The organism is Mycobacterium sp., assembly GCF_035274705.1.
Classification (GTDB): domain Bacteria; phylum Actinomycetota; class Actinomycetes; order Mycobacteriales; family Mycobacteriaceae; genus Mycobacterium.
In genome coordinates, this window is sequence record NZ_DATENY010000038.1 from 1 (window position 1) to 22326 (window position 22326).

General features: G+C 66.1%; 18 protein-coding genes and 2 pseudogenes. 10 read left to right on the top strand and 10 right to left on the bottom strand.

Annotation, left to right across the window (positions count from 1 at the left end; all coding sequences use genetic code 11):
• Window positions 1–229: pseudogene (locus tag VJV41_RS10210) on the bottom strand (DUF222 domain-containing protein); the annotation flags it as partial.
• Between the two features lie 99 nt (window positions 230–328).
• Here VJV41_RS10210 and VJV41_RS10215 point away from each other — a divergent pair.
• A complete protein-coding gene (locus VJV41_RS10215) occupies window positions 329–862 on the top strand; it encodes a restriction endonuclease (protein ID WP_325333295.1) in 534 nt (177 codons plus the stop codon).
• Here the strand turns inward: VJV41_RS10215 and lat are convergent.
• Together lat and VJV41_RS10225 are read right to left on the bottom strand one after the other, a co-directional pair.
• Window positions 859–2175 carry an L-lysine 6-transaminase gene (gene lat / locus VJV41_RS10220; protein ID WP_325333266.1) on the bottom strand — a complete coding sequence of 439 codons (1317 nt, stop codon included), beginning with the start codon at window positions 2173–2175 and terminating at the stop codon, window positions 859–861. The two genes, VJV41_RS10215 and lat, sit on opposite strands and share 4 nt — an antisense overlap.
• 52 nt (window positions 2176–2227) lie before the next feature.
• On the bottom strand, window positions 2228–2686 hold the full coding sequence (locus VJV41_RS10225) for an Lrp/AsnC family transcriptional regulator (protein ID WP_325333268.1): 459 nt from the start codon (window positions 2684–2686) through the stop codon (window positions 2228–2230).
• 30 nt (window positions 2687–2716) lie between these two features.
• Here VJV41_RS10225 and VJV41_RS10230 point away from each other — a divergent pair, with 30 nt between their 5' ends.
• Both VJV41_RS10230 and VJV41_RS10235 read left to right on the top strand, forming a co-directional pair.
• Window positions 2717–3919 (top strand): VOC family protein, encoded by a 1203-nt coding sequence (locus VJV41_RS10230; RefSeq protein WP_325333270.1) that lies wholly within the window; start codon window positions 2717–2719, stop codon window positions 3917–3919.
• Window positions 3916–5460 (top strand): aldehyde dehydrogenase family protein, encoded by a 1545-nt coding sequence (locus VJV41_RS10235; protein ID WP_325333272.1) that lies wholly within the window; start codon window positions 3916–3918, stop codon window positions 5458–5460. Before VJV41_RS10230 ends, VJV41_RS10235 begins: the two co-directional genes overlap by 4 nt.
• On the opposite strand, the gene VJV41_RS10240 is transcribed toward VJV41_RS10235, so the two are convergent.
• On the bottom strand, window positions 5457–6839 hold the full coding sequence (locus VJV41_RS10240; protein WP_325333274.1) for a cytochrome P450: 1383 nt from the start codon (window positions 6837–6839) through the stop codon (window positions 5457–5459). The two genes, VJV41_RS10235 and VJV41_RS10240, sit on opposite strands and share 4 nt — an antisense overlap.
• A 49-nt stretch (window positions 6840–6888) precedes the next feature.
• Here VJV41_RS10240 and VJV41_RS10245 point away from each other — a divergent pair, with 49 nt between their 5' ends.
• Genes VJV41_RS10245 through nei2 form a run of 4 tightly spaced genes read left to right on the top strand, consistent with a single transcriptional unit; the run spans window position 6889 to window position 13837 of the window.
• Window positions 6889–7539 (top strand): TetR/AcrR family transcriptional regulator, encoded by a 651-nt coding sequence (locus VJV41_RS10245; protein ID WP_325333276.1) that lies wholly within the window; start codon window positions 6889–6891, stop codon window positions 7537–7539.
• Between the two features lie 32 nt (window positions 7540–7571).
• Window positions 7572–12086 carry an ATP-dependent helicase gene (locus VJV41_RS10250; RefSeq protein ID WP_325333278.1) on the top strand — a complete coding sequence of 1505 codons (4515 nt, stop codon included), beginning with the start codon at window positions 7572–7574 and terminating at the stop codon, window positions 12084–12086.
• Between the two features lie 34 nt (window positions 12087–12120).
• Window positions 12121–13071 carry an SDR family NAD(P)-dependent oxidoreductase gene (locus VJV41_RS10255; protein WP_325333280.1) on the top strand — a complete coding sequence of 317 codons (951 nt, stop codon included), beginning with the start codon at window positions 12121–12123 and terminating at the stop codon, window positions 13069–13071.
• A 4-nt stretch (window positions 13072–13075) separates the two neighbouring features.
• Window positions 13076–13837: an endonuclease VIII Nei2 gene (nei2, locus tag VJV41_RS10260; protein WP_325333282.1), complete on the top strand. Its 762-nt coding sequence runs from the start codon at window positions 13076–13078 to the stop codon at window positions 13835–13837.
• Here the strand turns inward: nei2 and VJV41_RS10265 are convergent.
• Both VJV41_RS10265 and VJV41_RS10270 read right to left on the bottom strand, forming a co-directional pair.
• Entirely contained in the window at window positions 13784–14953 is a 1170-nt protein-coding gene (locus VJV41_RS10265; protein ID WP_325333284.1) for a fatty acid desaturase, read from the bottom strand. The two genes, nei2 and VJV41_RS10265, sit on opposite strands and share 54 nt — an antisense overlap.
• A gap of 22 nt (window positions 14954–14975) precedes the next feature.
• Window positions 14976–16052 (bottom strand): ferredoxin reductase, encoded by a 1077-nt coding sequence (locus VJV41_RS10270; RefSeq protein ID WP_325333286.1) that lies wholly within the window; start codon window positions 16050–16052, stop codon window positions 14976–14978.
• Window positions 16053–16121: 69 nt separating this feature from the next.
• On the opposite strand from VJV41_RS10270, the gene VJV41_RS10275 reads away from it, so the two are divergent.
• Entirely contained in the window at window positions 16122–16817 is a 696-nt protein-coding gene (locus VJV41_RS10275) for a TetR family transcriptional regulator (protein ID WP_325333288.1), read from the top strand.
• A gap of 43 nt (window positions 16818–16860) precedes the next feature.
• A pseudogene (locus VJV41_RS10280) lies at window positions 16861–17199 on the top strand (enoyl-CoA hydratase/isomerase family protein); the annotation flags it as partial.
• Here the strand turns inward: VJV41_RS10280 and VJV41_RS10285 are convergent.
• The 3 genes from VJV41_RS10285 to VJV41_RS10295 are packed head-to-tail and all read right to left on the bottom strand — an operon-like array spanning window position 17168 to window position 19096.
• Window positions 17168–17938, bottom strand: a complete 771-nt coding sequence (locus VJV41_RS10285) for an SDR family oxidoreductase (protein WP_325333290.1) — start codon at window positions 17936–17938, stop codon at window positions 17168–17170. The pseudogene VJV41_RS10280 and the gene VJV41_RS10285 sit on opposite strands and share 32 nt — an antisense overlap.
• 5 nt (window positions 17939–17943) lie before the next feature.
• Window positions 17944–18840, bottom strand: a complete 897-nt coding sequence (locus VJV41_RS10290) for an NAD(P)H-binding protein (protein ID WP_325333292.1) — start codon at window positions 18838–18840, stop codon at window positions 17944–17946.
• 7 nt (window positions 18841–18847) lie between these two features.
• Entirely contained in the window at window positions 18848–19096 is a 249-nt protein-coding gene (locus VJV41_RS10295) for an RNA-binding protein (protein WP_325333294.1), read from the bottom strand.
• Between the two features lie 535 nt (window positions 19097–19631).
• Here VJV41_RS10295 and VJV41_RS10300 point away from each other — a divergent pair.
• Window positions 19632–21449 (top strand): glycoside hydrolase family 2 protein, encoded by a 1818-nt coding sequence (locus VJV41_RS10300; protein ID WP_325333296.1) that lies wholly within the window; start codon window positions 19632–19634, stop codon window positions 21447–21449.
• Here the strand turns inward: VJV41_RS10300 and VJV41_RS10305 are convergent.
• Window positions 21370–22299 carry an RluA family pseudouridine synthase gene (locus VJV41_RS10305; protein ID WP_325333298.1) on the bottom strand — a complete coding sequence of 310 codons (930 nt, stop codon included), beginning with the start codon at window positions 22297–22299 and terminating at the stop codon, window positions 21370–21372. The genes VJV41_RS10300 and VJV41_RS10305 overlap by 80 nt on opposite strands.
• Between the last annotated feature and the right edge of the window lie 27 nt (window positions 22300–22326).

Below are 22326 nucleotides of genomic sequence, written 5' to 3' on the forward strand. Positions count from 1 at the left end.
GCACCTGACCCACCGCGCGGGCATGGCTGATGTTCTGCACCGCCGAAACCTCCGCGGCCACCGCATCACAACCATCCGCACAACACCACTGCGCATCAGCCAGCTCACCCGAGCGCCGCACGAACAACTCCACCACCGCGGCCAACCGCTGCGCGATCGCCGTCGACTCATCCCGAGTCGCCTCACCCAGCACATCGATGAGCTCCGCATCCCCGACGGCTTCGAACATACATTCGATCATGCCACAGCGCACCGACACGCAAACCGGTTATCCGCAGGCGTCGGTGCCTGCCCTTACGATTCCGCCGTGACGCGGCTCAGGATCTACATGGCGGTCGCCGTCATATCGGGCATCGCGGCGTATCTCCTCGGCGCCACTCCCATGTGGAGCGTCGCGATCGGCGCCGTCGCACCCGTCCTTCTCGCGACCGCGCCCCACTTCCTGCGCGGCACCTTCGCCGGCCTCAGCACGGCGAGCGACCCAGCATCAGAGATGTCGGGCTTGGAGTTCGAGGACTATGTCGCGCGGGTGGCGAGATGCTGCGGTGTACCCGTGATCATGACGCCTCTGACCGGCGACTGGGGTGTCGACATCATCGTCGGCAAGCGACCGAATCGACTTGCCATTCAATGCAAACGACAATCACGTCCCGTCGGCGCAGGTGCGGTTCAGGAAGTCGTGGCGGGCGCACCGATGCAGGACTGCACGAAGACCATGGTGGTGACCAACCACGAATTCACCCCGGCCGCACGCAAACTCGCGGAACTACATTCCTGCGAACTCGTCGGCCGGGCGGAACTGCCACGCCTACGGTCGACTATCCGGCGCCTCACTGGGCCCCCTGAGGCCGACCCAGCCTAGCTGAGCGCGTCGCGCACCGCCGCGACGGCGGCGTCGATCTCCTCGCGCGACACCGTCAGCGCGGGCCTGAATCGCACGCTGTCGGCGCCGCTGCCAAGCATGATCACCCGCTGATCCCACAGCCGCCGGATCAACTCGTCGCGCTGCTCCGTCGAGGGCAGGCTGAACGCACACATCAGACCGCGGCCACGGACGTCGAGCACCACATCCGGGAAGTCCGCTGCAAGCTCACGCAGCTGATCAAGGAGATAACGGCCCGCCTTGGCGACATGGACCATCAACCCGTCGGACTCGATGACTTCGAGGATGCGGCGTGACCGCACCATGTCGACCAAGTTCCCACCCCAGGTGGAATTGATCCGCGAGCTCACCGCGAACACGTTGTCGGGCACCTCGTCGACCCGCCGCCCGGCCATGATCCCGCATACCTGCGTTTTCTTGCCGAATGCGACGACGTCGGGAGCGACATCGAATTGCTGGTAGACCCAAGAGGTTCCGGTCAACCCGCAACCGGTTTGCACCTCGTCGAAGATCAGCAGAGCGTCGAACTCGTCGCACAGCTCCCGCATCGCGGCGAAGAACGAAGGCCGTAAGTGACGGTCGCCGCCCTCCCCCTGAATCGGCTCGGCAATGAAGCACGCGATGTCGTGCGGATGGGCCTCAAACGCCGCGCGGGCCTGTCGAAGCGACTCCGCTTCCAGTGCGTCCATATCCGCGCCCGGCCTCACATACGGTGCGTCGATGCGGGGCCAGTCGAACTTCGGAAACCGCGCGACCTTGTTCGGGTCAGTATTCGTCAACGACAAGGTATATCCACTGCGGCCATGAAACGCGCCGCGCAGGTGCAGCACGCGCGTTCCCAGCGCTGGGTCGATACCGTGCGCCTCGTTGTGCCGGCTCTTCCAGTCGAACGCGACCTTCAGCGCGTTCTCGACGGCAAGCGCTCCCCCGTCGACGAAGAACAGGTGCGGCAGCGCGGGATCGCCCAGCACGCGCGCGAACGTGTCGACGAAGCGCGCCATCGGCACGCTGTACACGTCGGAGTTGCTCGGCTTGTTCACCGCGGCCGCCGCGAGCTCCGCACGAAACTCGGCATCGTTGGCCAACGCCGGATGGTTCATGCCCAGCGCCGACGACGCGAAGAACGTGAACATGTCCAGGTAGCGCTCACCGGTGCGGGCATCCACCAGATAGGAGCCCGATGAGCGATCGATGTCGAGGACGAAGTCCAGTCCGTCAGCAAGGATGCTGCGCGCCAGGACGTCGCGAACGTCGTTAGGGGCAATGTGCTCACGTGTCAGGACGGCAGTCATACGCCCATTTTAACAAACTATTTACGGTCAAATTCTACTTAGGCCGTAACAATTACGGGATGCAGTCCCGTCCTGTGTAAAATGTCTGTAAGATGACCGTGCTGCGGGTGCGGACGTTGGCCGTCGTCCGGATCCGCTGCAACAAGTCTTCGAGCGCCCGCGCCGACTCCACACGAACCAGCAGGATGTAGCTCTCCTCGCCGGCCACCGAGTAACAAGATTCGATGGCCTCAATGTGCTCGAGCCGGGCAGGCGCATCATCGGGTTGAGAGGGATCGAGAGGGGTGATGGCGACGAACGCCGACAGCATGAGTCCGGCGGCTTCGGGATCAATCCGGGCCGAATACCCCGTGATCACGCCACGGGCCTCCAGCCGCCGCACCCGCGACTGCACGGCCGACACCGACAGCCCCGCGATGGCAGCCAGATGGGCCAGCGTCGCCCGCCCGTCGGCGACCAGTTCGCGCGCCAGGGTGCGATCGATCTCGTCGAGCGTCTCGCCCTCGGCCATGGCGGCACTGTATCCGAGGCGGTGCCACTCATGAGCCAACGTGTCCAAACCTGGCAGCTGCGCGCGAAATTCGCCGCCGCACTGTCACGCATGTACGGCGTCGAGGTCCCGGCCTACACCACACTCGTGGAAGCCAGCGCCGAGGTGAACCGCGAGCTGGGTGCATCTGAGCGGGTGACTGTCGAACGGCACGGCGCCATCCGCGTCGGCAGCGCACGCGAACTCGCAGACGTGGCAGACCTGTTCGCCGCGTTCGGCATGCACGCCGTCGGGTTTTACGACCTGCGCGACGCGGCGTCGCCGGTGCCGGTGGTCTCGACGGCGTTCCGGCCGATCGACACGGATGAGCTGGCCCGCAATCCGTTCCGGGTCTTCACGTCGATGCTGGCCACGGCCGACGCCCGCTTCTTCTCCTGTGAATTGCGATCGCGCGTCGAGCGGTTCGTGGCCCAGCGTCAGCTGTTCGACCCTGCGCTCATCGCCGAGGCCCACCGCATCGCCGCGGACGGCGGCGCGGAACCCGAACGCGCCGAACGGTTCGTCGCGGCCGCGGTGGCCGCATTCGCACTGTCGAGTGAACCGATCGACCGCGGGTGGTACGAGGAACTCAGCAAGGTATCGGCCGTCGCCGCTGACATCGCCGGCGTCACCACGACGCACATCAACCACCTGACCCCGCGGGTCCTCGACATCGACGAGCTTTACCAGCGAATGACCATCCGCGGCATCACGATGATCGACGCGATCCAGGGCCCGCCGCGATGGCACGGTCCCGATGTGCTGTTGCGACAGACGTCATTTCGTGCGCTGGCCGAGCCGCGGTGTCTGCGCGACGCGGACGGTACAGTATCGAACGGCTCACTGCGCGTGCGCTTTGGTGAGGTCGAGGCGCGCGGCGTCGCGCTGACCCCGAAGGGTCGCGACCGCTACGACGCAGCGATGGCCACACTGGACCCGGCGGCGGTGTGGGGCGACTACTTCCCCGCTACTGACGAAGAGATGGAGGCGTCCGGGCTGGCCTACTATCACGGTGGAAATCCGTCGAAACCCGTTGTCTACGAAGATTTCCTGCCTGCATCGGCGGCAGGTATCTTTCGGTCCAATCTCGACACCGACGCGCAAGCCGCGAACACGGCCGATATTTCTGACTACAGCATCGAGTGGATGGCCGGCCAGATCGGCCACCACATTCACGATCCCTACGAGCTCTACGAGAAAGTCGCATCATCATGACCACCGCTCAGACATCCGTTCTCCCGACGGCCGACGACCTGCGCACCCGAGTCCGCGACGCACTGCACGCGGTCGGCTCGCGCGTCGAACTCGGCAGGCCCGGCGAGCATGGATTGCACGCCAGCACGCCGATCACCGGCGAGGTGCTGTTCACTCTTCGCGAGACGTCCGCTGAGCAGGCCGATGTCGCGATAGCCGAAGCAGCGCAGGCGTTTACGACATGGCGCACCACACCGGCCCCTGTGCGTGGGGCGCTGGTCGCGCGACTGGGCGAGCTGCTCGTCGAGCACAAGGCCGATCTGGCCACGCTCGTCACGGTCGAGGCGGGCAAGATCACCTCCGAGGCCCTCGGCGAGGTACAGGAGATGATCGACATCTGCGAGTTCGCCGTCGGTCTGTCACGACAGCTGTACGGCAAGACCATTGCGTCGGAACGACCGGGCCACCGGCTGATGGAAACCTGGCATCCGCTGGGCGTGGTCGGTGTGATCACCGCGTTCAATTTCCCTGTCGCGGTGTGGTCGTGGAATGCCGCGATCGCGCTGGTGTGCGGCGACACCGTGGTGTGGAAGCCGTCGGAGCTGACGCCACTGACCGCGCTGGCATGCCAGGCGCTGATCGAGCGGGCCTGTCTTGACGTTGGCGCTCCTCCCCACGTGAGCCGGCTCATCCAGGGCGGACGCGAAATCGGTGAGCGGCTGGTCGACGACCCGCGCGTGGCGTTGCTGAGCGCGACGGGGTCGGTGCGGATGGGCCAGCAAGTCGGCCCGCGCGTCGCAGAGCGGTTCGGCAAGGCGCTGCTGGAACTGGGCGGCAACAACGCGGCCATCGTCACCCCGTCGGCCGACTTGGATCTGGCGGTGCGCGGCATCGTGTTCTCCGCTGCCGGGACCGCAGGTCAGCGTTGTACGACGCTGCGGCGACTGATCGTGCATTCCTCGATCGCCGACGAGATGGTGGACCGGATTGTCAACGCATACCGTCAATTGCCGATCGGTGATCCGGCTGCCGATGCGACGCTGGTCGGTCCGCTCATTCACGAGACCGCGTATCGCGACATGGTCAGGACGCTCGAGCAGGCAGGCGCCGACGGGGGCGAGGTGTTCGGCGGTGAGCGCCACGACGTCGGAGATGAGAGCGCGTACTACGTTGCACCGGCGGTGGTGCGGATGCCGGCACAGACCGCGGTGGTGCACAAGGAAACGTTCGCACCGATCCTCTACGTGCTGACCTACGACGAGCTCGACGAGGCTATTGCGTTGAACAACGCGGTTCCCCAAGGTCTTTCGTCGGCGATCTTCACGCTCGACGTTCGCGAGGCGGAACGTTTCATGGCCGCCGACGGCTCGGATTGCGGCATCGCCAACGTCAACATCGGAACCTCGGGCGCCGAGATCGGCGGCGCGTTCGGCGGTGAGAAGCAGACCGGCGGCGGTCGCGAATCAGGCTCCGACGCATGGAAGGCCTACATGCGCAGGGCCACCAACACCGTTAACTACTCTTCGGAACTGCCGCTCGCGCAGGGCGTGCACTTCGGCTAGAAACGCGACCGCAGGCCAAGTCGAAATCCTTTGGGCATCATCGTGAGTCGCTCCTGAATCTGCAGCTGGTAGTTCGGATCTGCGATCAGGTCATAGCGGCGGATCAGCACACCGAGCGCGAGAACAGCCTCGTGCAAAGCGAATTGGCGTCCGATACACGATCTGGGGCCGGTGCCGAACGGCTTGTACAGACCCGCCGGCCGAGCCTTGACCCGCTCTGGCTCGAACCGGTCCGGATCGAACTTGTCGGGATTGGGTCCCCATCGCGGATCACGGTGCAGCGTCGAGGTCAGAGCCAGCACCCAGTCGCCCTTGCGCATCGGGTGTGCGCCGGCCAGCACGGTGTCCTCGCGCGCGGCCCGGTAGTAACCGGGCACGGTGGGTTGCAGCCGCAGCGATTCGTCGAACACCCGTCGCACGTATCGCAGCTTGGCGATCATCTCGAAATCGGGGCGATCCCCGGCTCCCCACACCTCGTCGACCTCGGCGCGAGCCCTGGCGAACACCTGCGGATGGCGGGACAGGTAGTACAGCGCGAAAGACAATGCGCCCGAAGTCGTTTCGTGACCGGCGACGAGGAAGTTGATCAGCTGATAGCGGATATTGGCCGCGTCCAAGTCGGAGGCGAGCATGATCTCCAGCAGGTCATCGTGATGCCCCAATCCTTCCGCGCGACGCTGGGCGATGATCTCGTCGGCGACCGCGTGCATATGTGCCGCTTCGCGACGGACCTTGCGCTCTTCGCGTCGCGCCAGGAATTTCGGCAGCCTGCTGGCGCGCAGCACACCGGCCCGGTCAGCGCCCTTCAACCCCGCGACCATGTGCTCGACGAATTCAGGAACCGTGTCCGAGCGGAAACTGCCGAACGAATAGCCAGCCGCACACCGGGCGATGCTCTCGAGCGTCACACGGGTCGTATCGGCCGACACATCGACCGTGCGGGCAGTGCGCGCATGCTCGTCCCAGTGCGCGGTCAGCTCCGCCGCGACGTCGAGCATCACCGCGTGGTAGCGACGCATGGCGGCCTGGCTGAACGCCGGCATCAACAGGTCATGCGCCTTCTGCCAGTTCGGTTCGTCGTTGTACGCCGTGAAAAGACCGTCGCCGCCGAGGATCCGCAGCGCCTCGATCTCCGGACCCACATGCTTGCAGAAGCGGACCTCGTCGTTGAGGTCGGTGACCACCTCGGCACCGGCAGCAACGACGTAGCGCACACCGAAAGCCCGCAATTCGAAGATCGGGCCGAGGCGCTCGGCAATCTGCACCGCGGACTGCGAGGGCGCGTCCGTGTCATAGGAGAGCATGTCGCCGAAAAGCGGGAGCCGCCACCGCGGATGAGGAAGTTTGGGATAGGTTCGCCGGTCATCCAACACGGTCATGGCCCCAGCCTCCGCCGTTGTTATACATGTGTCAAGTAGGATGGAACCCATGGCTGAGTCCAGACGGCGACTGTCGCCCGACGACCGCCGCAACGAACTGCTCGCGCTGGGCGCCGAGGTCTTCGGCCAGCGGCCCTACGACGAGGTGCGCATCGACGAGATCGCCGAACGGGCCGGCGTATCGCGTGCGTTGATGTACCACTACTTTCCCGACAAGCGGGCGTTCTTCGCTGCCGTCGTGCGGGCAGAGGGTGAGCGGCTCTTCGAGGCCACCAACGCCCCACCGGACCCGGACGCCCGCCTGTTCGACCAGCTGCGCGCCGGTGTGCTGGCCTACCTGCGCTACGACGAAGAGCACCCGCACGGCGCGTGGGCCGCGTATATGGGGATGGGCCGATCCGACCCGGTCCTGCGCGGCATCGAGGACATCGACAACGACCGGCAGGCCAACCGGATCATCAGCCGCATCAACGCTGCCGTCGGCGAGGATATGGACTCCAAGGTCGAGCGCGACCTGCGGATCACCATCTACGGCTGGCTGGCCTTCACCTTCGAGATGTGCCGGCAGCGGCTGATGGACCCGTCCATCGACGCCGGACAGGTGGCCGACACCTGCGCACATGGACTACTCGACGCGATCGGGCGGGTCCCGGGCATCCCGCCTGCTCTCGGTGAAGCGGTCGCGCCGGAGCATCGCTGACATTTGTCGGTGGGCTGCTGCACGATGGCTAGATGGCCACCGATCCACTTGGGCGCTTCAGCGAGCTGACCCGCGAGTGGTTCACGGGTACCTTCGCGGCGCCGACGGCGGCGCAGGCCGAAGCCTGGTCGGCCATTGCCGACGACGACAACACGCTGGTCATCGCGCCGACCGGCTCCGGTAAGACGCTCGCCGCATTTCTGTGGGCGATCGACCGGCTCGCCTCGTCCGAACCGCGCGCCGCAGCGGCAGGCACGCGAGTGTTGTATGTGTCGCCGCTGAAGGCGCTGGCGGTGGATGTCGAGCGCAACCTGCGCACGCCGTTGACCGGGATCAGCCGCATCGCTGAAAGGCGCGGCGTGCCGGCACCCGATATCAGCGTTGGCGTGCGCTCCGGCGACACCCCACCTGCGCGGCGCCGTGAGCTGATCACCAAACCGCCGGACATCTTGATCACCACACCGGAGTCGCTGTTTTTGATGCTGACGTCGGCGGCCCGCGACACGCTGGCCGAGGTGCAGACGGTCATCGTCGACGAGGTGCATGCCGTTGCAGCCACGAAACGCGGCGCGCATCTGGCGCTGTCGCTGGAACGGCTCGACCAGCTGTTGGCCACGCCGGCGCAGCGGATCGGCCTGTCGGCAACCGTGCGACCGCCAGAGGAAGTGGCGCGGTTCCTGTCAGGGCAGGCTCACACGACGATCGTCGCGCCCCCCGCGGCCAAGACCTTCGACCTGTCGGTTCAGGTGCCGGTGCCGGACATGGCCAATCTCGAGAACAACACGATCTGGCCCGACGTCGAGGAGCGCATCGTCGATCTGATCGAGGCGCACAACAGCTCGATCGTATTCGCCAACTCGCGACGGCTGGCCGAACGACTTACCTCTCGCCTCAACGAGATTCACGCCGAACGATCCGGCGTCGAGCTTCTCGACGGGCCCAATCCGAAGGTCGGCGGCGGGGCGCCGGCCCAGCTCATGGGCAGTGGCCAGGCGTCGGGTGCGCCGACCCTGCTGGCCCGCGCGCATCACGGCTCAGTCAGCAAGGAGCAACGGGCCGAGGTCGAGGACGACCTGAAGACCGGCCGGCTGAAGGCCGTCGTCGCGACGTCGAGCCTGGAGTTGGGTATCGACATGGGCGCCGTCGATCTGGTGATCCAGGTCGAGGCGCCGCCGTCGGTCGCGAGCGGACTGCAGCGGATCGGGCGCGCCGGCCATCAGGTTGGCGAGATATCGCAAGGCGTGCTGTTTCCCAAGCACCGAACGGATCTGATCGGTTGCGCGGTCACGGTGCGGCGGATGTTGTCCGGCGAGATCGAAACCATGCGGGTGCCGACGAATCCGCTCGACGTGCTGGCCCAGCACACGGTGGCGGCGTGCGCATTGGAGCCGTTGGACGCCGACCGATGGTTCGATGCGGTACGGCGAAGTGCACCATTTGCGACGTTGCCGCGCAGCGCATTCGAGGCGACGCTGGATCTGTTGAGCGGCAAGTATCCATCGACCGAATTCGCCGAGCTGCGGCCGCGACTGGTGTACGACCGCGACGCGGGAACCCTCACGGCGCGTCCCGGTGCGCAGCGGCTGGCGGTCACATCAGGCGGCGCCATACCCGACCGCGGCCTGTTCACCGTTTACCTGGCGACCGATTCCGAGAAACCTTCGCGGGTAGGCGAACTCGACGAGGAGATGGTCTACGAATCGCGACCCGGCGACGTGATTTCGCTGGGCGCGACGAGTTGGCGCATCACGGAGATCACCCATGACCGGGTGCTGGTCATCCCGGCGCCCGGACAACCGGCGCGGTTGCCGTTCTGGCGGGGTGACAGCGTCGGCAGGCCCGCCGAGCTCGGCGCGGCTGTCGGCGCGTTCACCGGTGAGCTGGCGCGCCTCGGCAACGACGAGTTCGTCGAACGGTGCCGCGCAATGGGTTTCGACGAGTACGCGTCGGACAACCTGTGGCGGCTGCTGGACGACCAGCGACAGGCCACCGGTGCGGTGCCGACCGACACGACGTTCGTCGTCGAGCGGTTCCGCGACGAGCTCGGCGACTGGCGAGTGATCCTGCACTCGCCCTACGGCCTTCGGGTACACGGGCCATTGGCGTTGGCGGTGTCGCGACGGCTGCGGGAGCGCTACGGCATCGAGGAGAAGCCGACGGCGTCGGACGACGGCATCATCGTGCGACTACCCGACACCGAAGACGCCGCCCCCGGCGCGGACCTGTTCGTCTTCGACGCCGACGAGATCGAACCCATCGTCACCGCCGAGGTGGGCGGGTCGGCGTTGTTCGCGTCGCGATTCCGCGAATGTGCCGCGCGCGCATTGCTTTTGCCGCGCCGTCATCCCGGCAAACGCTCGCCACTGTGGCATCAGCGGCAGCGCGCGGCGCAACTTCTCGACGTCGCGCGCAAGTATCCCGACTTCCCGATCGTGCTGGAGGCGGTACGGGAATGCCTGCAGGACGTCTACGACGTCCCCGCACTGACGGAGTTGATGCGCCGGGTCGCACAGCGCCGGCTGCGCCTGGTCGAGGTCGAGACCGCCACCCCGTCGCCGTTCGCGGCGTCGCTGCTGTTCGGCTATGTCGGCGCGTTCATGTACGAGGGCGACAGTCCACTGGCCGAACGTCGCGCCGCGGCACTGTCGCTGGATAGCGTGCTGCTCGCCGAACTGCTGGGCCGGGTTGAACTGCGCGAGCTGCTCGACCCGCAGGTCATCGAATCGACCATTCGGCAGCTTCAGCACCTCAGCGAGGACCGCAGGGCCCGCGACGCCGAGGGCATCGCCGACCTGCTACGGATCCTCGGCCCGCTGACCGAAGAGGAGATCGCCGATCGATGTACTACGGCCGACGTGGGCGGCTGGCTGGACGGCCTGCGGGCTGCCAAGCGGGCGCTGGCCGTCTCGTTCGCCGGCGAAACATGGTGGGTGGCCGTCGAAGACATCGGTCTGTTGCGCGACGGCGTCGGTGTGGCGGTGCCGGTTGGCGTGCCGGTGGCGTTCACCGAATCGGTCGACGATCCGCTCGGCGAGCTGCTTGGTCGCTATGCCCGCACCCACGGGCCGTTCACCACGCACGATGCGGCGGCTCGGTTCGGTCTGGGCCTGCGGGTGACCGCCGATGTGCTGGGCAGGCTGGCCATCGACGGCCGGCTGGTGCGCGGTGAATTCACGAGCAACGTAGAGGGCGAGCAGTGGTGTGACGCCGACGTTTTGAAGATCCTGCGGCGTCGGTCGCTGGCCGCGCTGCGGGCGCAGGTCGAGCCGGTCAGCACCGCGGCATACGCCCGATTCCTGCCGGCCTGGCAGCAGGTGGGATCGACGCACAACTCAGGTGTCGACGGGCTCGCGACGGTGGTCGATCAGCTGGCGGGGGTGCCGATCCCGGCTTCCGCGGTGGAGCCGCTGGTGTTCGGCCAGCGCGTCCGCGACTACCAGCCCGCGATGCTCGACGAGCTTCTGGCCTCCGGCGAGGTGACCTGGTCGGGCGTCGGGCAGATCGGTGGCGGCGACGGCTGGATCGCGTTCCATCCCGCCGAGTCGGCGGCGCTGTCGCTGGCCGCGCCGACCGACATCGAGTTCACCGATGCCCATCGCGCGATCACCGAAACGCTAGGCTCGTCCCGTCAGGCTGGCGGCGCGTACTTCTTCCGGCAACTCGCCGACAATCCGACAGAAGAACTGAAACAGGCGCTGTGGGAACTGATTTGGGCCGGCTGGATCACTGGTGACACATTCGCTCCAGTTCGGGCGCTGCTCATGGGCACCCGCAGATCACCGGGACGCCGCGGCAGCCCCGCACATCGGCAACGTCAACGGCCGCCACGGCTGAGCCGCTATTCCGTCGCGCACGCGCAGGCGCGCAGCGCTGACCCGACGGTCGCCGGGCGTTGGTCGGCACTGCCCACACCCGAACCCGAATCCACGGTGCGCGCGCATTTCCAGGCCGAGCTGCTGCTCAACCGGTACGGCGTGCTGACCAAGGGCGCGGTCACCGCCGAGGAAGTGCCGGGCGGTTTTGCGATGCTGTACAAGGTCCTCACCGCGTTCGAGGACGCGGGCCGGTGCCAGCGCGGCTATTTCGTCGAGTCGTTGGGCGGCGCGCAGTTCGCGGTGGCGTCGACGGTGGATCGGCTGCGGTCGTACCTCGACGGAGTCGATCCGGAGCGCCGCGAGTATCACGCGGTGGTGCTGGCGGCGGCCGATCCCGCCAATCCGTATGGCGCGGCGCTGCCGTGGCCTGGGCAAGGGCCGGGCCGCAAAGCAGGCGCGCTGGTGGCTCTGGTCGACGGTGAACTGGTCTGGTTCATCGAGCGCGGTGGACGCACGCTGCTCAGCTTCACCGACGACGCCGAGGCGCACGTCGCCGCCGCGGCCGCGGTAGCCGACCTCGTCGCAAGCGGACGCGTCCAGTCGTTCCTGGTGGAGAAGATCAACGGGGTGTCCGTACTGGAGCCCGGAGCCGAGGGCCAGCGCGCCGCAGTGCAGGAAGCGCTGGTCGGTGCAGGGTTCACGCGGACGCCGCGGGGCCTGCGATTGCGGTGATGCGCTTGCGCTGTGGGTACCGTTTCAGTGGCTTATGACTGCATCCCGCATCACCACACCGTTCGGATTCGTATCGACGGCCGCTGAGGTCATCGGCGGCGTCGACCTGTCCGGCAAGCGCGCCGTCGTGACGGGCGCGTCGTCGGGTATCGGAGTCGAGACCGCGCGGGCGCTGGCAAGCGCGGGCGCGGGCGTCACGCTCGCCGTGCGCAACATCGAGTTGGGTGAGCGGGTCGCCGCCGACATCCGCACGAGCACGGGCAACGACGTCGTCTCTGTCAGCGCACTGGAGCTGTCCGACCTGTCGAGCGTCGAGGCCTTCGTCAGCACCTGGACCGGCCCGCTGGACATCCTGGTCAACAACGCCGGCGTGATGGCGATTCAGCAGCTGACACTCTCGGCAAGCGGCCACGAAATGCAGTTCGCCACCAACCATCTCGGGCATTTCGCACTCGCAGTCGGCCTCCACGACGCGCTTGCCGCCGCCGCCCCGGCCCGGGTCGTGTCGGTGAGCTCCGGCGGCCACCTGCGTTCCCCTGTCGTGTTCGACGACATCGACTACAAGTTCCGCGACTACGACCCGTTCGGCGCCTACGGCCAGTCGAAGACCGCCAATGTGCTGTTCGCCGTCGAGGCCACCCGCCGGTGGGCGCGCGACGGCATCCTGGCCAACGCGCTGATGCCGGGCGGAATCGCGACTCCGCTACAGCGTCATCTGCCGAAGGACTATGCCGCGCAGGCCCTCGATGCCTTCCGCGCGGCCGGTACGGACTTCAAGACGGTCGAGCAGGGCGCTGCGACGTCGGTATTGCTTGCCGCTTCCCCACTGCTGGACGGTGTCGGCGGACGCTATTTCGAGAATTGCAACGAGGCCATCCCGGTCGAACGACGCGGGAATCCCGGACAGGGTGGTGTGGCGCCCTATGCGCTCGACCTGGCCAATGCCGAACGCCTGTGGGAACTCTCGCTGAAGATGATCGGGTAGCAGCGTGCCCGAGGGCGATACCGTCTGGCACACCGCCGCTATCCTGCGCGACGCGCTGGCCGGAAAAATCCTGACCCGATGCGATATTCGAGTTCCGCGCCACGCCACCGTCGACCTGACGGGGCACGTCGTCGACGAGGTCATCAGCCGGGGAAAGCACTTGTTCATCCGGGTCGGGGCGGCCAGTATCCATTCACACCTCAAGATGGATGGGAGCTGGAAGGTCAACCCGGTCAGCAGGCCGAGCCGCGCAGGTCATCGTATCCGGATCATCCTGGAAGCCGGCGACATTCAGGCCGCCGGCATCGATCTCGGCGTGCTGGAAGTTCTCGAACGTGACCGCGACCAGGAAGCCGTCGCCCATCTTGGACCCGATCTTCTCGGCGACGACTGGGATCCCCGTACTGCAGCGGCGAACTTGGCCGCCGATCCGGACCGCCCGCTGGCCGAGGCGCTCCTCGATCAGCGGGTGATGGCCGGCGTCGGCAACGTGTATTGCAACGAACTGTGTTTCGTCACAGGGCATTTGCCCACCGCACCGGTCCGCAACGTCAAGGATCCGCTCCGCTTGGCGCAGCGCGCACGGGACATGCTATGGCTAAACCGTTCTCGCTGGAACCGCACCACGACCGGTGACACCAGGCGCGATCGCGAACTGTGGGTCTACGGCCGCGTCGGGAAGCCGTGTCATCGCTGCGGCACCCGCATCGAGTCAGACAGCAGCGGGGAGCGAATCTCGTTCTGGTGCCCGGTCTGCCAGACGTGAAGGAAGTGCCAGCTTGACGATCTTGCGCACCACCGTGCCGAACTGCCGATGTAGTGGTCCGGTGTTGTACGGCACACCGTAGCGTTGGCAGATCTCACGCACCTCTTCAGAGATCTCCGCGTGGCGGTGCGCCGGGATGTCGGGGAACAGGTGGTGCTCGATCTGGAACGACAGGTTGCCGCTCAGGAGATGAAAGAGCTTGCCGCCGGTCAGGTTCGCCGATCCGAGGATCTGGCGGAAGTACCACATGCCGCGGGTCTCGGCCTTGGTTTCCTCGACAGAGAACTCCTGGACATCGTCAGGGAAATGACCGCAAAAGATGATCATGAACGACCAGACGTTGCGAATCAGGTTCGCGGTCAGGTTGCCTGCGAAAACGAACGGGGCGAAAGGCCCTGCCAGCAGCGGGAATGCGACGTAGTCCTTGAGCGCCTGCCGCTTGGTCTTGCGCCATATGCCCTCGAGGATCTCGCGCTTGTCGGCGAGGGTGATCTCACCGGCGCGGATACGTTCGGTCTCCATCTCATGCAGGGCGACCCCGTACTGGAACAGCACCATCAGCAGGAATGCGTAGACCGGGTTGCCCAGGAAGTAGGGCCGCCACCGTTGGTCTTCGCTCATCCGCAGAATGCCGTAGCCGATGTCGCGGTCCATCCCGACGATGTTGGTATAGGTGTGGTGCATGTAGTTGTGCGAGTGCCGCCATTGATCGCCGGGGCAGGCGGTGTCCCACTCGAACCCCCTGCTGGAGATCGCCGGATCGCCCATCCAGTCGTATTGGCCGTGCATGACGTTGTGGCCGATCTCCATGTTGTCGATGATCTTCGACAGACCCAGCATCGCCGTACCGGCGAGCCACGCGGGCGGGAAGAACAGCAGCGCTCGCCCGCCGACCTCAAGGGCTCTCTGCGCCTTGATGATTCGGCGGATGTAGGTGGCGTCACGCTCGCCGATGTCGGCGATCACTCGTTCCTTTAGCGCATCGAGTTCTCGGCCGAAGGCCTCGGCCTGTTCGGGGGCCATCGTGACGGTCTTGCCCGCCACCATCTTCTGGATGGCCTGTTGCTTGGGAGTCGCCGTCTCGACGGCGCCCGTATCGGTAGTTGTGACAGTCATGTCGCTCAACTCCTTTCGTTTCCTACAGGGCGAGTTCGACGTCGCCGACCGGCGCTGACACGCAGATCTGCACGTCTTCTTCCTCGGTGGTCGACACCGACCCGGTGATCATGTTGCGCACCGCGCCGCGGGTCTTACGGCGGGTGCAGCTGTGGCAGATGCCCATCCGGCATCCGCTCTCGGGTGTGAGCCCGGCGGCCTCGGCCTGCACCAGCAGCGGGCGGCCGTCGTCGGCGATCTCGACGCCGCTATCGGTGAATGCGATTCGGCCGCCGGATGTTTCGGCCGACACGCCGAACGTGGGCGGGACGAAACTTTCGGATCTGACGCTGGCGCAGTGCTCGCGCACGGCCGCCACCAGTGCCGGTGGCCCGCACACGAACACCGCTGTGTCTTCTCCGGGGTCGGGCATCGCGGCAGCCAGGTGCGCCGCACAGAAGTGGCCGTCGAGGTCCGCGGTGTCGCCCGAGCGGGTGAAGCCATGCAGCACCTTGACTCCATGCATTGCGGCGAGTTCGTCGCGATAACACGCTTCCTGCGCGCTGCGGGCGTAGTGAATGAACGCCACCTCGCGGTCGGACCCTTCCACGCGCATGGTTCGAAGCATCGACATCACCGGCGTGATGCCGCTGCCGCCCGACACGAACAAGATGCGCGACGGCCGGACGGTCGGCAGCACGAACTGCCCGCCGACCGAGTCGAGACCCACCACCATGCCGGGGCGGGCGTGCTTGTACAGGTGGTTGGACACCAGCCCGCCGTCATGGCGGCCGATGGTCAGCTCGATGTGGTCGGCGCCCTCGGCGCTGGCAGGCGAGTAAGGCCGGGTGCGGCGACGGCCGTCGATCTCGACAGTGAGGTTGATGTGCTGACCGGCGCGAAAGCCAGCCAGAAATCCGGAGCATGCCTGGTTCGGCTCGAGGATGAGTGTGACGCTGCGCGGCGTCTGGCGCCGCACCGCGATCACCTTGGCGCGGGCGTCACCTTGCGTCCAGGTCGGCGCGACGAGCTCGGTGTAGCGGTCGACGCCGTGGGGCCCGGTGAGGAGGTCGATCAGCGGTGACCGGAGCACTCGCCTCGCCAATGTTTCGGTGAACATATGTACACTGTGATCGCGCTTCCAGCAGCGAGTCAATCGATTCGAGCACGTTGTGGTAAGTTTCACACAGTGAACAGTCGTACTCCTAGTTCACGGGCGGTTCGGTCGAGCCGCTCGGCGAAGTCGCGACCGCGGGAGCCTTCGCGCGAAACGCTGTCCCGTGAGCAGCGCAAGGCGGCCACCCGCCAGGCCATCGTGGCCGCCGCGCTGCGGCTGCTCGAGGATCGCAGTTTCTCCGCGCTGAGCCTGCGCGAGGTCACCCGAGAGGCGGGCATCGTGCCCGCGGCGTTCTACCGGCACTTCGAGTCGATGGAAGCGCTCGGCCTGGTCCTCATCGACGAGTCGTTCCGCAGCCTGAGAGACATGTTGCGCGGCGCGCGCGCCGGCAAGCTCGACCCGAACCGCGTCATCGAGTCCTCCGTGGACATCCTCATCGACGGCGTCAACGAACGCCGCGAGCATTGGCGGTTCATCGGCCGTGAGCGATCCAGCGGGGTGACGGTGCTGCGCTATGCGATCCGCACCGAGATCCGGCTGATCACTTCGGAGTTGGCGATCGACCTGGCGCGCTTCCCCGGCCTCAATACCTGGAGCGGCGAGGATCTCAACATCCTGGCCAGCCTGTTCGTGAACGCGATGATCGTGATCGCCGAGGCCATCGAGGATGCCAACGATCCTGCGGCAATCGACGAGATCAAGCGCACGGCGATCAAGCAGCTGCGGATGATCGCTGTCGGCGTCAGCGGCTGGCGCAGCACGGTCTAGCGTGTGGCGAATGCCGCACCTCGAATTGACCTATCCGCGTCCCGACATCGGCGTCAGCTACACGCTGCCACGCATCGTCGGCGCCGGCCCGGCGTTCGACCTGATCCTGACCGCGCGGGTGGTCGATGCCGACGAGGCACTGAGGCTGGGCATCGTGTCCCGGCTATCAGACGCGGTGATCGACGACGCGCTGGCGGTCGCCGAAACATTGTGTGGCTACGGCAAATTCGGCCTGGAGTCGACCAAACAGGTGATGTGGGCGAATCTGGAGGCATCCAGCCTCGATGCTGCACTCCATGTGGAGAACCGCAGCCAGATCCTGGCGTCGACCAGCGGAGATATCCGGGAGGCTACCGAGGCGTTCCGCCGCCGTCAGGGATGACGACCTGCCCGGTGATGTAGCTGCCGGCGTCCGTCGTCAACAGCAGTGCGGCACCGACGATTTCGTCGGGCGATGCCAGTCGCTTCATCAGCGTCGCACCGGCCATGTAATCGATCGCCTCCCGCGGGTTGTTCCGCATCATGTCCGTGTCGACGGGCCCTGGTGCAATCGCGTTGACCCGGATGCCGAACGCGGCGAAACCTGCGGCCATCGACCGGGTGAACGACAACAAGGCGGCCTTACCGGCGGCGTACATCGAAACCATCGGGGCAAACTGGAACGCGCCGGTTGAGATCATGTTCAACACCGCGGCATGCGAACTGGCCTTCAAGTGCGGCAGCGCGTGTTGCACCAGGAAGACCGGACCGCGAAGGTTGACCTCGAACGACTTGGTCCACGCGTCGACGGTCATCTCCCCCAACGGTTGTGCGAGCGCGTTGGCGGCGTTGTTCACCACGACGTCGATGCCGCCGAACTCGTCGACCGTGTGCTCCACAAGCGCCGCGAGGGCTTGTATGTCACCGAGATGCGTCGGCACCCCGATGGCCTGTCCCCCAAGTTCACGCAGACGCTTCGCGGCGTGCTCGCAGGCGTCGGGTTTGCGACTGGCCACCACCACGCGTGCACCGGCGAGCACGAAGCCCTCGGCCAGCGCCAGACCGATGCCCCTCGTTCCGCCCGTCACGATGACGGTCCGGTCGGTCATGTCGAAGAGGCGGTCGAAGGCGTCGCGATTCACGGCGCTCAGTAGAACAGATCCGGATGTGCGGACACGTACTGCTCGACGGTTTGCGCGGGCCGGCCGATGATCCGTTCGACGTCGTCGGTGGCTCGGTTGTAGCGATCCTCGCGATGCAACCGCGCCATCGTCACGATGTGCTGTTGGACATGCTCAGGCAGGCCGGCGTTCGCGAGCACCTGCGCCAGGTCGTCGGCCGGGAGGTCCTCACCGGTTATCGGCCGACCCAGCGCGCGGGTGTACTGCTCGGCGAGCCCGTCGATGTCGAGCACCGCCGGACCCGTCAGCTCGTACACGCGGCCGACGCGGTTGTCGGGATCCCGCAGCAGCGCGGCCACCACCCGGGCCACATCGGCGGAGGCGATCGGCGATGTCCGGCCGTTGCCGAACGGCAGCGCCAGCATTCCGCGTTCACGCACGCCAAGCGAGCCCAGGATCGTGAACAGCGGATTGTCCAGGAAAACCGTTGGTCTGACGTGTATTACCGGCAAGCCCGACCAATTCAGGACGTGCTCTGCCAGCCAGTGCAACCGGTGCTGACGGGATTCCGCTGTGCTCGTCAGCGTCATCTGCGACACCGTCATCTGCGACATGTTGACGATCACGTCGAGTGCACCGCGCTCGAGCGCAACCGCGCACACCTCGGTCGTGGCCCTCAGATAGTCGGGCGAGACGCTCATGTTGAAGAACATCCGGCTGGCACCGGCCATCGCATCCACGATGTCGGTGGCACGAGTCAGGTCGCCCACCACGACTTCTGCACCCAGCGCTCGCAATTGGACGGCGCGCTCGTCGTCGCGGCGCACCATCGCCCGCACCGGCTCCCCGGCATCGAGCAGTAGGTCGACGACTTGGCGGCTGACGCCGCCGGACCCTCCACCTGCGCCGGTGATCAGGTACACGAGGCCGCTAGACGCAGCCGCTGACGTTGATCCGCCGGCCCGCGTTGACGCAGACGGTGACGTTGGGAGCGGGCGGCGGCGGTGGCGGTGCCGCGAGTGCGTCGTTCAGTTCGTAGAACGGATCGGCGCAGCCGCTGACATCGACACGCGCTCCCCCGACTGAGCCGCACACGGTGGCGTTCGCGGCAGGCGCTCCCACCACGGTGAGACCGGCGGCGAACAGAAGGGCTGCGCATATCGACCAACAGATCTTCACCACACGATTGTCGCAGCGGATGCGCCTTGCCGTGGCTGAACACGCCCAATCCGTACCTGGCGGCGGAGCATGTTTCAGGCGATATACATTTTGCTCCCCACGGAACGATCGCACGCATCTGGGACTTCGGCAGTGTCGCCGACACCAGCCGCGACTTGCAGTTTTTCCAACGCCTTCCGGCATTGCGGTATGCTCGACCCCGCTACCACACGTACGATGAAAGTTGTTGTCAGAATTGAAATTTAGTGATCTATAGCGATTTTGTTCGACTCTAGGCTACATTTGCCTCGGCAATCGCATCGTCCCGGTCTACTTCGCCATACTCCGTAGGGAACCGCGAGGATTCTTCGTCGCCGGCCGGGGTGTTTCGTTTGCTGGATAGAAACGCTGCGCGGGGGTCAGGTTGGGGCACGCGCCGCTCGTCGGTCTTGTCCGTGCTTCGACTTTGGGGGTACTAACCTTGGCTGCTCGCTGCGCAATTCCGGTGCGGATCAGCCGCTTCGCGGTGGTGTGGTTCGCACTGTTAGCTGGGACCATGATGGTCGACGCGCCTGCCAATGCGGTCGTGACATGGCATCCGAAGGTGCCGCTTCTGTCCACGCCGTGGACTGACTTGGTCGGACCCGAGAATGCGCTGCCCGAATACCCGCGCCCCCAGATGGCACGAAAGCGTTGGCTGAACCTCAACGGCGTGTGGAGTTACACCGGACGGTCCGCACAGACCGCCTTGGCGGTACCTCCCTCGGCAGACGCGTACCGCGAGCACATCCTGGTCCCGTATCCCACGGAGTCGGCGCTGTCCGGGATCCAGCGCCACGACGACCAAATGTGGTACCGCAAGATCTTCAAATTGCCGGACGGCTGGCGGGGGCAGCGGGTGCTGCTGCACTTCGGCGCGGTCGACCAAGTCGCGACCGTCTGGGTGAACAACCAGCAAGTGGCCCACCACGAAGGCGGGTACACCGAGTTCAGCGCGGACATCACCAGGGCGCTGCGGTGGCCGGGCCCGCAGGAGATAACCGTGCGGGTGGAGGACCGCAATGAGGTCAACCCATTCCCGGTCGGCAAACAGCGCAACAACCCCGGCGGGCTCTTCTACACCGGTTCGTCGGGCATCTGGCAGACGGTGTGGATGGAGCCGGTGCGCGCCGCACATATCGAAAAGCTCGACATCACACCGGACTTGACCGGTCTTACCGTCACGCCAAGGGTTTCGGCGGCGAAAAATGAGCGCGTCGTGGTGATGGTCTCCGCTCCGGGCCGTGGCGTGGTGTCGATCAAGTCCGGCAAGGCGGGTCAGGCGATTCGTCTGTCGATACCGAACGCGCACCTATGGACTTCGGATGATCCGTATCTCTACGACCTCAAAGTCGGGCTGCTGGGCCCGTCCGGGAAGGTGGTCGATGAGGTTACCGGCTATGCCGGGTTGCGCACGATCGGCACTGTTCGAGACGCGAAGGGCAGACCGCGGATCGCGTTGAACGGGAAGATCACCTTCCTGCACGGTCCGCTGGACCAGGGGTACTGGCCCGACGGGCTCTACACCGCTCCCACCGACGATGCACTGAAATTCGATCTCGAGCAGATCAAGAAGTTGGGGATGAACTTCGTCCGCAAGCACGGCAAGGTGGAGCCGGCGCGCTGGTACTACTGGGCGGACAAGCTTGGCCTGATGGTGTGGCAGGACATGCCGTCGCTGTACGTATCGCTCGATGTACCGACCGGCCCACTCCCGGATCCACCTCCTGAGGCGAAGGCGAATTTCGAGCGCGAGCTCTTCGGAATGATCGATCAGCTGCGCAGCGTCACGTCGATCGTCGGCTGGGTGCCGTTCAACGAGGGCTGGGCCGAATACGACACCGCGAGGATCACCAACGCGGTGAAAGCGGCAGACCCGACGCGGCTCGTGGACGCGAACAGCGGGGCCAACTGCTGCAAATCGCGCCCCGACAGCCATTCGGGAGACATCTGGGACGATCACACGTATGTAGGCCCCGGCCGTCCGGTGCTGCCCGACCCACTCGACCCGCGGGTGACGGTGGACGGCGAGTACGGCGGCCTCGGACTGGCGCTCGACAAAAACCGGTGGCCTGGACGGCCGGAGGCCTACGAGATGACGGATAGCCAGGCGCGGCTGACGGAGCGGTATGTCAAAGTCAGTCAGGACCTCGAAGAATTCATCCGAGGGGCCAACCTGTCGGGCGCGATCTACACCCAGACGACCGACGTCGAAAACGAGGTCAACGGGTATCTGAGCTATGACCGGCGGGTGGTCAAGATGGATCTCGCGCAGGTGGCGGACCGCAATCGCGCGGTGATCGCGGCGGGGACGGAGTCGGCCGACCGTCGGTGAGTGTGCGTGCGCTGACGAACCGGTGCGGGCGCCCGCTGAGCGGATCGGTGAATTCGATCGTCTGCGCGAGCAACTGCAGAGGCCGCGAGAAGTCGTCGGACGCCACGTCAATCACATTGGGGTACAACGTGTCCCCGATGATCGGCAATCCGAGCGACGCCATGTGTACGCGCAGCTGGTGCGTGCGGCCTGTCCGCGGGCTGAGTCGGTAGAGCCCGTCGGCGATGTGTTCGATCAGTGTCTCGGCGTTCGGCTCGCCGAGCTCCTCGACCGCTTGTAAGTGACCCCTGCGCTTGATGATTCGGCTGCGCAGCGTTGCCGGCAGCTCGATGTCCGGATTGACGGCTGCTCGTGCCAGATACGTCTTGCGGACCTCGCCGCGGGTGAACATCGTCTGGTATGCGCCCCGAACCTGGCGGCGGGTGGTCAACAACAGCACGCCTGCGGTCAGCCGGTCCAGCCGATGCGCCGGCGAGAGGTCAGGAAGGTCGAGTTCACGGCGCAACCGCACCAACGCGGTCTGTGCGACGTGCTTGCCCCGCGGCATGGTGGCGAGGAAATGCGGTTTGTCGACCACGACGATGTCGTCGTCGCGGTACAGGATCGGGATGTCGAACGGTACCGGAACCTCGTCGCGCAGTTCGCGATACAGGTATACGTGTGCACCGGGCGGCAGCACCGTGGCCTCGGTGACCACCACGCCGTCAGCGCAGACCACTTCCCCCGCAAGGACTTTCACAGCGGCTTGCTCGCCGAACCGCGAACTCAGCTCCTGCAGCACTCGGCCGCCGTGTAGCCGTACCCGCGCGGGGCCGAGGCCGTCGCGCACCGGTAGCGGCGCCGGCCTCACGAAAGTGGCACCGGTTCGAGGATCCCC

Coding starts and splice junctions, on each gene's coding strand:
- VJV41_RS10270 (WP_325333286.1), bottom strand. CDS start 16,052: ATGTTCACCGAAACATTGGCGAGGCGAGTGCTCCGGTCACCGCTGATC.
- VJV41_RS10300 (WP_325333296.1), top strand. CDS start 19,632: ATGATGGTCGACGCGCCTGCCAATGCGGTCGTGACATGGCATCCGAAG.
- VJV41_RS10240 (WP_325333274.1), bottom strand. CDS start 6,839: ATGACCGTGTTGGATGACCGGCGAACCTATCCCAAACTTCCTCATCCG.
- VJV41_RS10245 (WP_325333276.1), top strand. CDS start 6,889: ATGGCTGAGTCCAGACGGCGACTGTCGCCCGACGACCGCCGCAACGAA.
- VJV41_RS10250 (WP_325333278.1), top strand. CDS start 7,572: ATGGCCACCGATCCACTTGGGCGCTTCAGCGAGCTGACCCGCGAGTGG.
- VJV41_RS10225 (WP_325333268.1), bottom strand. CDS start 2,686: ATGGCCGAGGGCGAGACGCTCGACGAGATCGATCGCACCCTGGCGCGC.
- VJV41_RS10265 (WP_325333284.1), bottom strand. CDS start 14,953: ATGACTGTCACAACTACCGATACGGGCGCCGTCGAGACGGCGACTCCC.
- VJV41_RS10235 (WP_325333272.1), top strand. CDS start 3,916: ATGACCACCGCTCAGACATCCGTTCTCCCGACGGCCGACGACCTGCGC.
- VJV41_RS10255 (WP_325333280.1), top strand. CDS start 12,121: ATGACTGCATCCCGCATCACCACACCGTTCGGATTCGTATCGACGGCC.
- lat (WP_325333266.1), bottom strand. CDS start 2,175: ATGACTGCCGTCCTGACACGTGAGCACATTGCCCCTAACGACGTTCGC.
- VJV41_RS10230 (WP_325333270.1), top strand. CDS start 2,717: ATGAGCCAACGTGTCCAAACCTGGCAGCTGCGCGCGAAATTCGCCGCC.
- VJV41_RS10215 (WP_325333295.1), top strand. CDS start 329: ATGGCGGTCGCCGTCATATCGGGCATCGCGGCGTATCTCCTCGGCGCC.